This window comes from Lactococcus allomyrinae (genome assembly GCF_003627095.1).
Classification (GTDB): Bacteria; Bacillota; Bacilli; order Lactobacillales; family Streptococcaceae; genus Lactococcus; species Lactococcus allomyrinae.
In genome coordinates, this window is sequence record NZ_CP032627.1 from 660,860 (window position 1) to 676,337 (window position 15,478).

At 35.8% G+C, this 15,478-nt stretch carries 15 protein-coding genes and 1 riboswitch; of the genes, 10 read left to right on the forward strand and 5 right to left on the reverse strand.

Going from position 1 to position 15,478, the window contains the following annotated elements:
- The first annotated feature begins 21 nt into the window (after positions 1–21).
- Both hisIE and D7I46_RS03250 read left to right on the forward strand, forming a co-directional pair.
- Complete coding sequence (gene hisIE / locus D7I46_RS03245; protein WP_120771575.1) at positions 22–660, forward strand: bifunctional phosphoribosyl-AMP cyclohydrolase/phosphoribosyl-ATP diphosphatase HisIE; 639 nt, start codon at positions 22–24, stop codon at positions 658–660.
- Entirely contained in the window at positions 660–1,448 is a 789-nt protein-coding gene (locus D7I46_RS03250) for a histidinol-phosphatase HisJ family protein (RefSeq protein WP_120771576.1), read from the forward strand. Before hisIE ends, D7I46_RS03250 begins: the two co-directional genes overlap by 1 nt.
- Positions 1,449–1,487: 39 nt before the next feature.
- Here the strand turns inward: D7I46_RS03250 and D7I46_RS03255 are convergent, their stop codons facing one another.
- The 5 genes from D7I46_RS03255 to D7I46_RS03275 all read right to left on the reverse strand — a co-directional run bounded on the left by D7I46_RS03255 (position 1,488) and on the right by D7I46_RS03275 (position 7,889).
- Entirely contained in the window at positions 1,488–2,441 is a 954-nt protein-coding gene (locus tag D7I46_RS03255; protein ID WP_120771577.1) for an ABC transporter permease, read from the reverse strand.
- Positions 2,441–3,535: an ABC transporter permease gene (locus D7I46_RS03260; RefSeq protein WP_120771578.1), complete on the reverse strand. Its 1,095-nt coding sequence runs from the start codon at positions 3,533–3,535 to the stop codon at positions 2,441–2,443. Before D7I46_RS03260 ends, D7I46_RS03255 begins: the two co-directional genes overlap by 1 nt.
- Positions 3,528–5,048: an ABC transporter ATP-binding protein gene (locus tag D7I46_RS03265; protein ID WP_120771579.1), complete on the reverse strand. Its 1,521-nt coding sequence runs from the start codon at positions 5,046–5,048 to the stop codon at positions 3,528–3,530. Before D7I46_RS03265 ends, D7I46_RS03260 begins: the two co-directional genes overlap by 8 nt.
- Before the next feature lie 188 nt (positions 5,049–5,236).
- The gene (locus tag D7I46_RS03270; protein WP_120771580.1) at positions 5,237–6,055 is read right to left on the reverse strand and encodes a putative RNA methyltransferase; all 819 of its coding nucleotides are present in this window, start codon (positions 6,053–6,055) and stop codon (positions 5,237–5,239) included.
- 211 nt (positions 6,056–6,266) lie between these two features.
- Positions 6,267–7,889, reverse strand: coding sequence for an Rqc2 family fibronectin-binding protein (locus tag D7I46_RS03275; protein WP_120771581.1), 1,623 nt, complete (start codon positions 7,887–7,889; stop codon positions 6,267–6,269).
- Between the two features lie 493 nt (positions 7,890–8,382).
- Here D7I46_RS03275 and D7I46_RS03280 point away from each other — a divergent pair, with 493 nt between their 5' ends.
- The 8 genes from D7I46_RS03280 to D7I46_RS03310 all read left to right on the forward strand — a co-directional run bounded on the left by D7I46_RS03280 (position 8,383) and on the right by D7I46_RS03310 (position 15,417).
- On the forward strand, positions 8,383–8,826 hold the full coding sequence (locus tag D7I46_RS03280; protein ID WP_120771582.1) for a DUF3592 domain-containing protein: 444 nt from the start codon (positions 8,383–8,385) through the stop codon (positions 8,824–8,826).
- A gap of 435 nt (positions 8,827–9,261) precedes the next feature.
- A complete protein-coding gene (locus D7I46_RS13240) occupies positions 9,262–9,411 on the forward strand; it encodes a hypothetical protein (RefSeq protein WP_162930824.1) in 150 nt (49 codons plus the stop codon).
- Between the two features lie 153 nt (positions 9,412–9,564).
- Positions 9,565–9,678, forward strand: a riboswitch (THF riboswitch).
- 198 nt (positions 9,679–9,876) lie between these two features.
- Positions 9,877–10,437, forward strand: a complete 561-nt coding sequence (locus D7I46_RS03285; protein ID WP_120771583.1) for a folate family ECF transporter S component — start codon at positions 9,877–9,879, stop codon at positions 10,435–10,437.
- 158 nt (positions 10,438–10,595) lie between these two features.
- Entirely contained in the window at positions 10,596–10,964 is a 369-nt protein-coding gene (locus D7I46_RS03290) for a hypothetical protein (protein ID WP_120771584.1), read from the forward strand.
- Positions 10,965–11,126: 162 nt separating this feature from the next.
- A complete protein-coding gene (locus tag D7I46_RS03295; protein WP_120771585.1) occupies positions 11,127–11,552 on the forward strand; it encodes a Spx/MgsR family RNA polymerase-binding regulatory protein in 426 nt (141 codons plus the stop codon).
- A gap of 186 nt (positions 11,553–11,738) precedes the next feature.
- Positions 11,739–13,532, forward strand: a complete 1,794-nt coding sequence (spxB, locus tag D7I46_RS03300; RefSeq protein WP_120771586.1) for a pyruvate oxidase — start codon at positions 11,739–11,741, stop codon at positions 13,530–13,532.
- A 111-nt stretch (positions 13,533–13,643) separates the two neighbouring features.
- Positions 13,644–14,582 (forward strand): 2-dehydropantoate 2-reductase, encoded by a 939-nt coding sequence (locus D7I46_RS03305; RefSeq protein ID WP_120771587.1) that lies wholly within the window; start codon positions 13,644–13,646, stop codon positions 14,580–14,582.
- 106 nt (positions 14,583–14,688) lie between these two features.
- Positions 14,689–15,417, forward strand: coding sequence for an epoxyqueuosine reductase QueH (locus tag D7I46_RS03310; RefSeq protein ID WP_120771588.1), 729 nt, complete (start codon positions 14,689–14,691; stop codon positions 15,415–15,417).
- Positions 15,418–15,478 lie beyond the last annotated feature (61 nt).

A 15,478-nucleotide genomic window follows, 5' to 3' on the forward strand; every position in this document is an offset into this window, starting at 1 on the left:
GTAATAGGAGAAAAAAGAAAAATGAAACCAGATTTTAAAAAACAAATTTTGATACCAGTAATTGTCCAAGATTATCAAAGTAAGCAAATTTTGATGCTCGCTTATACGAATGAGGAAGCCTATGAAAAAATGCTTGATACAGGAGAAACATGGTTTTATTCACGTTCACGGCAAAGACTTTGGCATAAAGGCGAAGAATCTGGACATATCCAAAAAATCAAAGGAATAATGCTTGATTGTGATGAAGATACGTTGTTAGTCTATGTCGAGCAAGTTGGAGCAGCTTGTCATACAGAAAATTATTCTTGCTTTTTCAATGAAATTAAAGCTTTTGATGATAGAAATATTTTTTTAGAACTAGAACACTTGATTGAAGAACGTAAATCAAATCCAATTGAGCAGTCTTATACTAATTACCTTCTTGAACAAGGAATAGATAAAGTGTTAAAAAAAGTTGGTGAGGAAGCAAGCGAAGTCATTATTGCCAGTAAAAATCCTGATAAAGTAGAATTAGTTGGAGAAATCTGTGACTTGCTCTATCATCTTTTTGTATTGATGAATCAAAGAGAGATTACTCTTTCTGATGTAGAGGATAAACTAAAAGTACGTCATCAAAAAGAGCAAAACAAAAAAATATTTCATCAGAAAGGAAGTTATTGATGCGGAATGTTGACTATCATCTCCATTCATACTTCTCTGCAGATAGTGAAGAAAACCCCAGAAATCAAGTTTTAGAGGCGATAAAATACGGACTAGAGGAGATATGTTTTACTGAACATCATGAATTTCATTTTCCAGGGCTAAGTTTTAATCTAGATGTTTCTGCTTATTTTGATGAGATACAGAGTCTCCAAAAAGAATTTGAAGGAAAAATCAAAATAAAAAAAGGACTGGAAATAGGGTTAGACAGCCGATTTAAAGAGGAAATAGATTTATTTGTCAATGAACATGATTTTGACTTTGTTATCGGTTCAATTCATGAAATTGATGATATTGAAGTTTATGAAGACACAAATTATTATAAGAATAAATCCAAAATAACTGCACATAGAGAGTATTTTGAACATTTATTAGAGTGCATAGACACATTTAAGTGCTTTGATAGTTTAGGGCATTTGGATTATGTAGCGCGTTATGGACCGTATCAAGATAAACTGATTGATTATGATAAGTTTGAGGGGATTATTCATCAAATTATCAAAAAATTAGTTGAAAATGGTAAGGGGATTGAAGTAAATACTCGATTATTCCAGTTTCCAAAAGCACAAATATTTTATCAATACTTGCTTACGGAGTATGCGATGGCAGATGGTAAAATTGTAACTTTGGGTACGGATAATCATAAAGCTGATAGAACTCTTGATCGGATTCAAGAGGCTCAACATTTGATTCAGAGTGCAGGATTTTCAGAGATATCAACATTTAGTCAAAGGATATTAGATAAATAAATGTATAGAAAAAAGTCAGCTGTTAAACTGACTTTTTTGTTATTTAGATTTGATGTAGTTGACACCGTCTGCTTTTGGAGCAACTGCTTTTCCTAAGAAGAGTGCAAGGACGACGATCGTAAAGACGTAAGGAGCCATTTGCAAGAAAGCAGATGGAATTTCTTTAATCCCTGGAATTTGACCACCAACAACAGCAAGTGAAGTAGAAAGTCCAAAGAGAAGTGAAGCGAGCATAGCTCCGATTGGATTCCATTTACCAAAAATCATTGCTGCAAGTGAGATGAACCCTTGACCAACGATGGTTGACACAGCAAAGTTACCAGAAATAGCTTGGGCATAGATTGCACCACCGATACCACCAAGGACACCAGAGAGAAGGACACCTGCCCAACGATAAGCATAAACGTTGATACCAAGTGTATCTGCTGCTTGAGGGTTTTCACCAACAGAGCGAAGACGTAAGCCAAAGCGAGTTTTAAAGAGAACATACCAAGCAATAAATGCAACAACAATTGCGAGAAAACCAGGTAATGAAGTTTGGCTAAAGAATATTTGACCGATGATAGGAATTTTTGAGAGAAGTGGAAAATCCCAATAACCAATTTGTTCGTTGATGTTGATTTGTCCTTGATTATAGAGAACTTGGAGAAGGAAAACGCCCAGTGCTGGTGCCATTAAATTGAGTACAGTACCAGATACAATGTGGTCTGCGCGGAAATTAACTGTGGCAACGGCATGAAGCGAAGCGAACACTGCTCCAATCAAGGCACCAAACAGGATAGAAATCCAAGGGGTCAAACTTCCAAAGATACTCGCTGTTGTCAGGTTAAATACAACGGAACTGAAAGCTCCCATGGTCATGATACCTTCAAGACCGACGTTTACGATACCGCCCCGTTCTGAGAATACACCACCAATACTTGTGAAGATGAAAGGTGTTGAGTAAATAAGCATATTTGCAACGATAATTTGCAAAGTGTTAACGAGATTCATTAGGCTTTTTCTCCTTTCTTCTTAGCATTTTCAGCAGCTTTTATTTCCTTTGCTTTTGGCAGCATTACTTCGATGATGAATTTCACTGCAATAAAGAAGATGATTGAAGCTGTAACGACCTGTACGATTTGTGGCGGAATAGCATCATTCATCATACCGGGAGCGCCTGTCTGAAGGATAGAGAAGAGGAGACCAGCAAATAGGATACCAACGGGGCTATTGCCTCCTAATAAGGCTACTGCCATACCGTTAAATCCAATGTCAAGGGAAGCAGACTGCGAAACAAAGTTTTGCATATAGCCAAATCCGTAAACGACACCACCAAGACCTGCAAGAGCACCTGCAACAAGCATTGACATAATGATTGTACGTTTTGCAGAAATACCTGCATATTCAGAAGCATCTGGATTTAATCCGACAGCTTTGATTTCAAATCCAAGTGTTGTTTTTGAGAAGACGATAGCCATAATCACTAAGGCGATTAAAGCAATAATTAACCCAATATTGAGTGTGGAATTATCTGTAAGAGAAGACATCCAGCCTGTTCTGAAAGAAGCATTTGCACTGATAAGTTTTGTTTGGTCTGTTGTATTTTCCATCAAAATATTCTTTTGGAACATATCATGAATCATATAGGTCGAGAAGAATAAAATAATATAGTTGAGCATGATGGTAGTGATGACTTCTGAGGTTCCAAGTAAGGCCCGAAGTATCCCAGGAATGAAGCCCATCAAAGCTCCGAAAACCATCCCAATAATCACAACAAGTGGAATCATAAGTACACGAGGGATATCTGGAAAACTGAGTGCAAACCACATGGAAGTAATCCAACCTGCCAGTGCTTGACCAGACATCCCAATATTGAATAGACCAGCTTTCATTGCTACTGCAAAGGAAAGGGCAGTTAGGATAAGTGGACCAGTAGTTTGTAGTGTTTCGCCAATTGAGCGGGCACTACCTAATGCAGAGATGAAGAGATCTTCATAACCCCACAGTGGGTTGTAACCGAAAACCACCATGATAATCGCACCGAGTACAAAACCAGCAAGAACGGCAATGATTGGTACGAGAATTTTTTTCATTTTACTATTCATTAATATTACCTCCGACCATCAAAATACCGAGTTCTTGTTTTGTGGTTGTTTCAGGAGAAACGATACCCTGAATATGACCATCATGGATAACAGCGATTCGGTCAGAGACATTGAGAATTTCATCAAGTTCGAAAGAAACAACTAGGACAGCCTTGCCTTCATCTCGTGCTTGAATTAAGCGTTTGTGAATGTATTCAATCGCACCAACATCAAGTCCACGTGTAGGTTGCGAAACAATGAGCAGGTCTGGGTTACGATCAACTTCGCGTGCGATGATTGCTTTTTGTTGGTTACCACCAGAGAGAGAACCAGCAGAAACCCATTCTCCAGCACCACGAACATCAAATTCATGCATTAAATCACGAGCGTAGCTATTGATTTTGTTGTAGTCAAGGAATCCATATTTGCTCATTGGAGCTTTGTAATAGGTTTGAAGCGCAATGTTTTCAGCGACGGTCATTTGGAGGACTAAACCATCACGATGACGGTCTTCTGGAACGTGCCCGACAGATTGTTCGGTAATTTTACGAGGGCGTTGATTTGTAATGTCTTTACCATGTAATTTTACTGTACCTGAATCAACTTTCATCAATCCAGTAATTGCTTTGATTAGCTCAGTTTGACCATTTCCATCAATACCTGCGAGTCCAACGATTTCGCCTGCATGAACGTCAAGTGAAAGTCCTTTAACTGCAAGAGAACCACGATTTTCTCTGACTTGTAGATTCTCTACTTGGAGAACGACATCAGTAGGATGCGCAGGTTCTTTTTCTGTAACGAAAGAAACAGCGTGTCCAACCATCATTTCTGCGAGTTCTTGGTTTGTTTTGTCTCCAAGCTCAACGGTTTCAATAGATTTACCACGGCGGATTACGGTAATACGGTCAGCAACTGCACGAATTTCATCAAGTTTGTGTGTGATGAGGATGATAGATTTACCTTCTTTAATGAGATTTTTTAATATCTGCATTAATTCAGTAATTTCGGCGGGAGTCAGAACGGCTGTTGGTTCATCAAAGATTAAAATATCTGCTCCACGATAGAGTGTTTTTAGTATCTCAACACGCTGCTGTTGTCCGACAGAAATATCTCGCACAAGAGAGTCGGGTTCTACTGTAAGACCATAGCGATTAGAAAGTTCAAGGATTTTCTTTTTCGCTGTTTTGAGGTCGAGGTTTAGTCCTTTTGTGATTTCATTACCGAGAATGATATTTTCCGCGACTGTAAAAGCGTCAACTAGCATGAAATGCTGGTGAACCATACCAATTCCTAGGTTGGCTGCTTTAGATGGAGAATCGATATTTTCGAGTTTTCCGTTGACGTGAACTTCCCCAGAAGTAGGTTCAAGGAGTCCTGAAAGGATATTCATTAGTGTTGATTTACCGGCACCATTTTCACCGAGTAACGCATGAATTTCCCCTTTCTTCAACTCAAGATTGATTTTGTCGTTAGCGACAAATTCACCAAATCGTTTGGTCACATCAATCATTTGAATGACATTTTCGTTGGCCATAGTGGCTCCTTCTATAAAATAATTACAGCTAATTATAGCAAATTTTGAACATTTATGAAAGTGTTTTTTCAGGCAGAAAGGATGCGCTTACACGAAAGAAAAAATTTTCAATGCCTTTTGTTCATTTTGAAAAAAATAACGCTTTCAGGATTTAGTGAGGGAAAAACTTATGTTAAAATTTTACTAGATTAATGAAATTGACGTGTCAAACAGTCAATTTCGATACTGACAGTGATTTCTAATTCTTTATATGTTTTGAGTTTGTCAATACCGTCAGGTTTTATTTTCCAGTAGTGAGGTGTCATTAGAAGTAGGCTGAGCAGGTCATCAGTGGTTTTAATCGTTGTTTTGTAGCGATAATTTTCACGTTCAACATGGTAACCTGGGAAATACTTGATGCTGGCTGCTTTAACTTTTTCATGAATTTCAGGGTAAATGATATTTTTTAATTCCAAAAGATGGTCGCTTGCAGCTCTGACAATAATGACAGTACCTTTGTCAGCAAGGACTCGATCAATTTCTTCGACAGAATATTCAGCGAACATGGACAAAACACTGCTGATAGAATGGTCAGTAAAGGGAAGTTTGGAAAAATTGGCCACAAGCCAATGAATGTCAGGATTTTTCTTTGCTGCCATACGAATACCGAGCTTTGAAATATCAAGACCATAGAACTGATCTGCATGATGAGCCATTTGACGTTGAAAGCGTGAGAGGTAGTAGCCCTCACCACAGCCGATATCAATGACAGAACTTTTGTCAGTACTGACGGCTTGTAAGTGAGTATTGATATGGTCTGACAGCTTTTCGTAATAGCCTTTTGCGAGAAAATTTCGTCTGGCTGCCATCATTTCTTTGGAATCACCCGCTGTCTTTTTGGCATTAAGTAAAAGGTTAAGATATCCTTCTTTAGCACAATCGAAACTATGATGATTGCTACATTCATAAGTTTTTTCATGTGGAGTTAATGCTTGGTCGCAGACAGGACATTTTAATATTTCATTCATTATCATTCTTTCTGGTACTGTTTAACTTCTAAAAGTGTTTTAGAAGTTACTCTGTTGTATTACGTTGTAGATTTGTTCTAAATTACTAAAGCTTTTAAGACGAAGGGGAAGGAACAAAAAGCAAGCGTAAGACAGTTGAGTTGTGGAGTTTGTCTGACTAAACAACTAAAGTCAAAGTCATATAGAGATGAGCTAATTATGAGAAATCAGCCTATCTCGAAATCTTTCTGGCTTTAATGATTTCTTCATCTGGTGTGACGCGAATCGTTTTTTCACGGTCATAGGTAACAAATCCGGGCGCTGTACCAGTAGGTTTGTGTAATTTTTTAGCTTCTAAAACATCAACTTGAACAAGGTTGGAGTGACGTGCTTTGCTGAAATAAGCAGCGAGTTCTCCAGCAAATGTAATCGTTTCATCAGAAGGAGTGGGATTTCCCGTAATAAGTACGTGACTTCCAGGAATATCTTTGACATGAAACCACAAATCTCCACGTCTTGAGAGTTTGAATGTGACTTGTTCATTTTGTAAATTATTTTTGCCGACGAGAATAATTGTGCCATCGGGGGCCTGATATTTTTCGGGTGGTAGCATTTTTTGTTTCTTGTTACGATATTTTTGCTTGATATATCCGGTCTGAATAAGTTCTTCACGAATATCTGCAATCTCAGGAACATCAGCATTTGAAAGATTTGATTCAACAGATTCAAGATAAGTGATAGCTTGTTTGGTTTGCTCAATTTGTTCGCCCAAGAATTTGACAGCTTGTTTTAATTTTTGATAGCGATGGAAGTAGCGCTGAGCATTTTGCACAGGCGTTCGGGATAAATCTAAGGCGATCTCAATCGGTTTGTCAGTATAATAATTTTCTAATGTTACTGATGGTTTGTCATTTGGCACTTGCTGGAGGAAAGTGTTGAGGAGTTCACCTTTTTGACGAAAAATTTCAGCTTTGTCAGTTGCTGACAGCTCTGTTTCTTGCTTTTTAAGTTTGTCACGATTCTTTTTAAGCTCATTTTGAACTTTTTTGATGACGCTGCTTGCGACTTGTTTGACACGGTCTCGCTCCGCCTTGTCGGCATAATAGATATCCAGCATTTCTGACAAATCATCAAATTTGACAAAATCATCTGTCAGTTGAATACTTGAAAAACGATCATCAGAATAAATTGATGGTACAACGTTAGTCAATTTTTGCTTAAAGTCATTGACTGACAGACCTGAAAGCGCCTCTCGACTATCACGCCCAATACCTTGAAAAACTTTTGAGAGGCTGTCAGTCTGAAGCGCATCAAAAATTTTTTCGTCAGTGCTGACAAAAGGATTAATAGCATTTGTCAGCGGTGGTGTGATGTAAGTCGAACCTGGCAAAATCGTTCGATATTGATTTTGTGAAAATCCAATGTGTTTGATACTCTCAATAATTTTACCTGAAGTTTGCTCAAGTAAGATAATGTTACTGTGTTTGCCCATAATTTCTGCAATTAGCGCGATTTTCATCATGTCACCAATTTCATCCTTGGTGGAAATATGGAAAATAATTTGTCGATCATTGCCAACTTGTTCAATTTTTTCAATGAAACTGCCAGCCAAATACTTGCGCAGAATCATGACAAAATTAGTCGGATTTTGTGGATTTTGAAAGTCTGTTTTCGTCAATTGAACACGTCCAAATACAGGATGAGCGGACAGCAAAAGTTTATGTGATTTACCATTTGCACGCACGGTCAGCACAAGTTCCTGCTCGAAAGGCTGATTGATTTTCTGAATACGACCGCCGACAAGGAGCTGCAATTCAGCGGTCATGTGGTGTAGAAAAATACCATCAAAAGACATTTTTCACCTCTTTTCATTTCTATAAGTGCTGACAGAAAACTGTCAGTGATTTGTTTAATAAAGATGTGAGAGCAATTTGTTTTGCTTTTAAATGAAGCGTAATCATGGTGTTGCGAAATGACATTTATGCCATACAAAAGGATCGTTTGACAAAAAACAGAGTTGCTTTCACACATCTAGTGAAATTAAAAAATTCTTAGACCATTTTATCAAAAAAAAGCGTTTTTTTCTTGTCTTTCCAAATGTATCAATAAGATTTTACTAGTTTATACAAATTCATCCTTACTAGATTTTTATAAAATAATAGACATATCAAGGATTCGACTTTTATTAACAAAAAATGGTAGAATAATAAGAGGCTACTCTCCGAATAGATGATTTGTAATTATATTTGTATGTAATATAAAATTTATCGGATTTTAGAGTGAAACCAGTTAAAATATTGTATTTTTTAGTAAATTCGACATAGAAGATGTTTAAATAGGAATAATGAATGAGTAAAACGATTACAATTATCCAGCGAATTCTGCGCATTATTACGTTAATAGTCGCAATAGCAATGCTTGGTGGCGCATCATTTTTGATAGGAGTTCATCAGGCAAACAAAAATTTAGAAAAAACACCCGTTTCAGGGAAAATTGTTTATGGCGACGATGTCAAAGCGATTCATGAGGTTTCTTACGAGTTTGAAGGTAAACACTTCGTTCGTCGTCCATTAGATGTATACTTTAGAAAACTTGGAGATGAAGGGGATAAAATCACGGTTTACGTTGTTAATGACCACCCTTCAAGAGTATTTACAAGTCAACGTGGCGATGATTTACAGGATTCAGCGGCTTTATTAGGCGGTTGGAGTTTAGTGCTATTCCTTATTTTGTTTGGAGAACATCAGCTCATTAAACGAATGAAAATTCTTGAAGAGAAAACAAAAAAGTAAACTTTCTTTAGTCATCTTGACTTTAAAATATTCTGTCAGTACTGACAGAAGCTAAAATTTATCAAATAAATTTGTAAGCAAATTTTTAGTAAATATCAAAAGAATACGATAGAATAATAAAGTCAAAGCCTATCCAACTTTGGCATCTCTGAAATTCTTTTCAAATTACAAACATTGAGCAAGCTCCTTTTACATGAGGAGCTTGCTTTTTTGCATTCTGTCAGCACTGACAGAGCTGAATTGACAAGGAATAATAAAGAAGAAGTGCTTTAATTTCAATAAATCGTAATTTTTTGATATAATTTATTACAGAGTTATCAAAAGATATCTCCAGAGTGTTATGTTTAGATTTTGAAGAGCCGCAAAGGGGTGGCTTCTTGAGAAAACCAGTTTAAGAGGGTCAGCTATTACTGACCACTGACAGGAGGAAATCAAATGTCTAAAAAAGCTTCAATAAAAGTCGTAAAAAATAGCAAGAATCATAATGATAGAAATGCAATCCTTGCTGATACTTTTGAAAACCGATGGTTCCAAAATGAATGGAAGCATAAACTGGAGATACTCACCGCAGAAAATAGAAAATAAAAAGATATCGTCAGTGATTACTGATGATTTTTTTATATAAAATATACCAATCAAATGATAATGCGATATCCGAACTTTCAGAGTTATTTTTGATGAATCAACAACTTTTAGTGAAAGTAGGAGAAAATAATTATGCTATAATGAAAAATGTCACACAGAGTAGGGGAAGTGCGTTAAGTACTGCAAGACGGGATGTTGCTTGCAGGCGAAGTACAGATTTGTTGAAATTACAAATACTGTACGCGGTACAACTCCGCATCCGCTGGTTTTTTTGTGTCTTGCACAATAATCAGTGTTACTCTACCTTAAATTTATGGGAACTTTACCCAGCGGAGTTTGGCAGGATTGAAGTTATGAAACTAACTAGCTATTCATTTGTTTGCGTAAGCAAATAAATTTACAAGCAAGGTGATAGATTTATGACTCCAAAATGGTCAAATTCATATCTTATTCAAGGAGAATAACATGAAAAACTTTACGAAAAAAATTGAGCTGCAACGCTTAGTCCTTTTGGCCTTTCTATTGGCGTTACAGTTAGTACTATCAAGACTAGCCATTGGCAATAGTTTTTTTAGACTTAGTCCAGTCTTTATTGCTAATGCACTAATTGGAATGATTGCAGGACCATTATGGGGAGGAATTCTCCTAATGATAGGTGATATTCTAGGAGCTGTCTTATCAGGAGTGCCCTATTTCCCAGGGTTTACGATTTCTGCATTTTTTGTAGGGATACTTTATGGCATATTTTTCTATAAAAAACGTCTAGACATAAAAAATAAAAAACATTGGTTCTTCGTATTCATAGCGATTGCGATAATCATGCTCATAGATTCAACCTTTTTTAATACATTATGGATAACGTTGATGATACCAAATTCGAACTTTTCAACTTTTATGACCTTGCTTAGCGGCCGAGTCCTGTTATTACTCCAAGTTCCACTCGAAACTTGTATTCTAATGTTTATTATCCCAACTCTTCAATCAATAAAACCTATTGGAGCATTCATAACAGAACATTCAAAATGAAGTCAAGACTAAGTTAAAGGCTTAGCACACACTGGTTTTGATAAAAAAATAAAGTGATTATCAGAAATTTCGATAATCACTTTTTTAATTATATCTCATTTTGTTCTAATAAAACCGTTTGTTATAATAGAAATATAAAAATATAGGAGATTGCCGATATGGAGCAAAGAAAAGTAGGAGCCACAAAGATAAAAAGAGCAACAATCAAACAGTTTGTTGACATTGACCCAGTCATCGAAAGCGAAATGATGAAACTTGTGATTGATAGTTATCTTCAAGGAAATCAAAGTAGAACATTTTCTAATGGCACAGAAGTAGAAGTAAGTATTCATCAAGGAAACAAGGAGCATGTGCATCTTTTTATCGAAGAAAGTCATAAAAGTACAGTAGAGATTTATCAAGGAAAAGGAAAAATCACAATTCTCAAAAATATTGGGAGTGAAGATATCGGTTATCTGCTCCCCTTTATCAAATGTTTGGGAATCTCAGATACCAGTCCTCTTCAAGAATATTTACAAGAAATCTAAGATTAAAAAACCAGCAAATTAGTGTTGGTTTTTCTTATTAGAAAAATAATAAGAAAATAATTAAAAAAATATGATAAAAGTATTGACATAAACTTTTAATTTTATTATAATATGATTATATAAATGAGAAAAACATTATAATAACAAAAGGACATGAAAACAATGATAAAATTATTTTACTTCCCAGGATGCTCATCAAGCCAGAAAGCTAAACAGTGGTTGATTAAAAATGAATTAAACTTTGAAGAAGTTAATTTGATAGAAGATGAGTTAGAAAAAAGTGATATTCTAAGAATACTCTCATTAACAGAATTGGGTGCAGAAGAAATTCTTTCAAAAAGAAGTCATATTTATAAGGCATTAGATTTGGACTTTGATACACTTAGCCTAAGTGAATTAGTAAAATTAATCAGCAAAAATAGAGGACTTCTAAGACGTCCACTTCTTGTAGACGAATACAGATTGCAAGTGGGTTACAATGAAGATGATATTCGGCAATTTCTCCCTCGCTCCGTACGAAAAATAGAAATCGCACGTGCAATTGATAATGTTAGAATGTGGGATGAAGAAAGAGCTGCCTGCAATTAAGGGTTATAAAGCTCACAAATATTTATGAAAATCAAGCGAAATATCATTTTTCTTGATTTTTTTTAATTACGGAGTTGTTTTTTATAAGAAATAGGCATATAATATAATTATGGTTTACAAATGTAAACGAAGAAAGAAACCAAGCAGTATTACTTGGATTGATGATTAAATACTGGAGGGAATATTATGAAAAACACCGTAAAAGCAGGCGTTGCTGCAGTTAAAGTTCTTGAAAATTGGGGAGTAAAAAATATCTATGGTCTTCCCGGAGGATCCATTAATTCTTTGATGGATGCACTTTTAGAAGAAAGAGAAAACATTCATTATGTTCAAGTTCGTCACGAAGAAGTAGGAGCAATGGCCGCAAGTATGCACGCTAAATTCACTGGACATATTGGAGTAGCTTTTGGTTCTGCAGGACCTGGTGGGACTCATTTGCTCAATGGACTCTATGACGCTAGAGAAGATCATGTACCAGTCTTAGCTATCATTGGACAGTTTGGAACAAGTGGGATGAATATGGATACTTTTCAAGAAATGAATGAAGACCCCATTTATGCTGATGTTGCTGTTTACCATCGAGTAGTTATGACCGCTCAATCTTTACCTCATGTGATTGATGAAGCGATTAGACAAGCTTATAGCCAAAGAGGAGTCGCAGTCGTCCAACTTCCAGTTAATCTAGGATGGGAAGAAATTCCTTCAGGCAGTTGGTTTGATGCGAGTCAAGTTTATGCTCAACCAAAACTAGCTAATCCAGAAGCAAAACAAATAGAAAAAGCAGCTGAAATTCTAGAAAATGCTGAACGTCCTTTGATTTTTGCAGGGATTGGAATGCGAGGAGCAGGTGATGAAGTAATTGCTCTATCCAAAAAACTTAAAGCCCCTATCATGATTTCAGCCTTAGCGATAGATATTATTGACCATGATTATGAAGCATTTTTAGGTTCAGCAATCCGTGTATCAAGAAAACCAGCAAATGAAGCTATCGCAAATGCAGATACTGTTTTAATGCTTGGTACCAACCAACCTTTTATTGATGTGACCAATATGTTTGAACATGTGAAGCATGTCGTACAAGTTGATATTGACCCAGCAAAACTTGGAAAAAGACAAAAAACAGAATTAGCAATCTTAGCTGATGCCAAAAAAGTCGTTCATTCATTAAATGAAAATATCAACGAAAAATCAGAAACAGCGTGGTGGCGTGCTAACATAAAAAATGTTGCTAACTGGAAATCATATACAGATTCTCTTGAGCAAGATGTTCAATCTCCGTTAAATATGTATCAAGTTTATCACGCCATTAATAAAGTGGCGACTCATAATGCTTTATTTTCAACTGATGTGGGTGATGTTACAATGACTTCAGTACGTCACTTGAAGATGGGTAAAGGACAAATGTGGCGTACATCAGGACTTTTTGCAACGATGGGTGTTGGACTTCCAGGAGCAATTACGGCAAAACTAGATTATCCTGAACGACAAGTTTGGTCATTGTCAGGTGATGGTGCATTCTCCATGGTGATGCAAGACCTAGCTACCCAAGTACAAGAAAAACTAGGTATACTCAATGTTGTCTTTTCAAATGAACAATTTGGTTTTATAAAAGATGAACAAGAAGCTACAAACAAAGGATATCTTGGTGTTGAATTTACAGGTATTGATTTTGCAAAAATAGCGGAAGCTATGGGAGCTAAAGGATATACTGTTCGAAAAGTTGAAGAGTTAGATCATATTTTTGAACAAGCTTTGAATGATATCGAAAAAAATATTCCTGTATTGGTTGATGCCAAAATAACTGGAGAAAGTCCTATTCCTGCCGAAGCTTTAAAATTAGATTCAGAACGGTTCTCAAAAGAAGAAATCAATAAATTCAAAACTAGATTTCATGCTGAAATTCTTAAACCATTTTCTGAATATATGAAAGAAGAAGGATTAAGTGAAGCTGAAAAAGCAACAGCACAAGGTGGTTTCTAATCATAAAAAGAGAGTAAGAATTTGATTTTTCTGTCATAAAAAGATACAATCTTTCTCGTATGCTTTAATTTTATATCAAGCAGAAAAAACAATCTTGGAGGCTATAGATAAATGAAAATTACAATCGCAGGAGCTGGTGCAATGGGGAGTCGCTTTGGTTTAATGCTACATCAAGGCGGCAATGATGTTACCCTAGTTGATGGCTGGGCTGACCATGTGAATGCAATTAAAGAAAATGGCTTACAAGCTAATTTTAATGGGGAAGATATTGTGGCTCATTTGCCAATAGAGCTTCAATCAAATATTTCTTCTCAAGAGAAAACAGACTTGATTGTCTTATTTACTAAAGCGATGCAATTGGATAAAATGCTTCAAGATATCAAGCCGCTAATTGATAAACGCACGAAAGTTTTGTGCTTACTTAATGGGATTGGACATGAGGATATTGTTGAGAAATATGTTCCAGTAGAGAATATTTTCATTGGAAACACAATATGGACTGCGGGCTTGGAAGCGCCTGGTAGAGTAAAGTTATTTGGAGATGGTTCAGTCGAGTTACAGAACTTGGCGATGGGGCAAGAAGCTGCTGCTAGAGAACTTGCTAAAGTTTTATTTGAGTCTGGTCTAAATGCTAAATATTCAGAGAATATTCGTTATTCAATTTATCGTAAAGCTTGTGTAAATGGTACAGTGAATGGTTTATGTACGATTTTAGACACTAATATGTATGGGCTTGGAATTACACAATTTGCTCATGATACGGTTGTCACTATTGTCGATGAATTCGCAGCTGTAGCCAAGTATGAAGGAGTAAATTTAGATATATCTGAGGTTGTTGAGCACGTCGAAACTTGTTTTAATCCCGATACCATCGGTATGCACTATCCCTCAATGTACCAAGATTTAATTAAAAATAATCGTCTTACAGAAATTGATTATATTAATGGTGCAGTATCAAGAAAAGGGGTAAAATATCATGTTGCAACACCTTACTGTGATTTTTTGACACAACTGATTCATAGTAAAGAAGAAATCTTAAAAGCAAAATAGTGGTTTAACTTATGGTGAAATAATCATACAAAAAATACCTTGATAAGATTATCAGGGTATTTTTTTATGATATAATTATTTTTTAAGATTGAAGGAAGAAGAAAATATGAAAAATGCATCAGAAATTTTAGAAAAAATGAATAAAAATCAAAAAATTAATTATGATAGAGTTTTTCAAAAAGTACAAGAAGATTGGATTGAGCAGGGGATTCGACCTCAAATATTGCTGCATAGTTGTTGTGCACCATGTAGCACTTATTCACTTGAATATCTTACTCGTACAGCTGATGTGACAATTTATTTTGCTAATTCAAACATACATCCTGCTAGCGAATATGAAAGACGAAAAATTGTTCAGCAGCAATTTATTGAAGAATTCAATCAACGAACAGGTAATGAAGTTAAATTTATTTCCGCTGATTATGAGCCTAATCTTTTCATAAAAATGATACAAGAAAATCATCTTGCTGGTGAGCCTGAAGGTGGAAAAAGATGTACGGCTTGTTTTCAAATGAGATTGGATATTGTGGCTGAGAAAGCCAAAGAACTAGGGTTTGACTATTTTGGTAGTGCTCTGACGCTTTCTCCAAAGAAAAATAGTCAACTTATCAATGAAATTGGTCTTGATATTCAGAAAATATATAGTGTAAATTATCTTCCAAGTGATTTTAAGAAAAATAACGGCTATAAACGTTCTATTGAGCTTTGTAAAGAATATGATGTTTATCGTCAATGTTATTGTGGATGTATTTATGCTGCTAAAGCGCAAGGTGTGGACTTGAAGATTCAGAATAGGGAAGCTATTGCTTTCATAAATAATCAAAAAAAGATTTGATCGTCATTTAATGTATATTTTACCAAAAGAGAGCATTCAGCTCTCTTTTTCTTTTGACTAA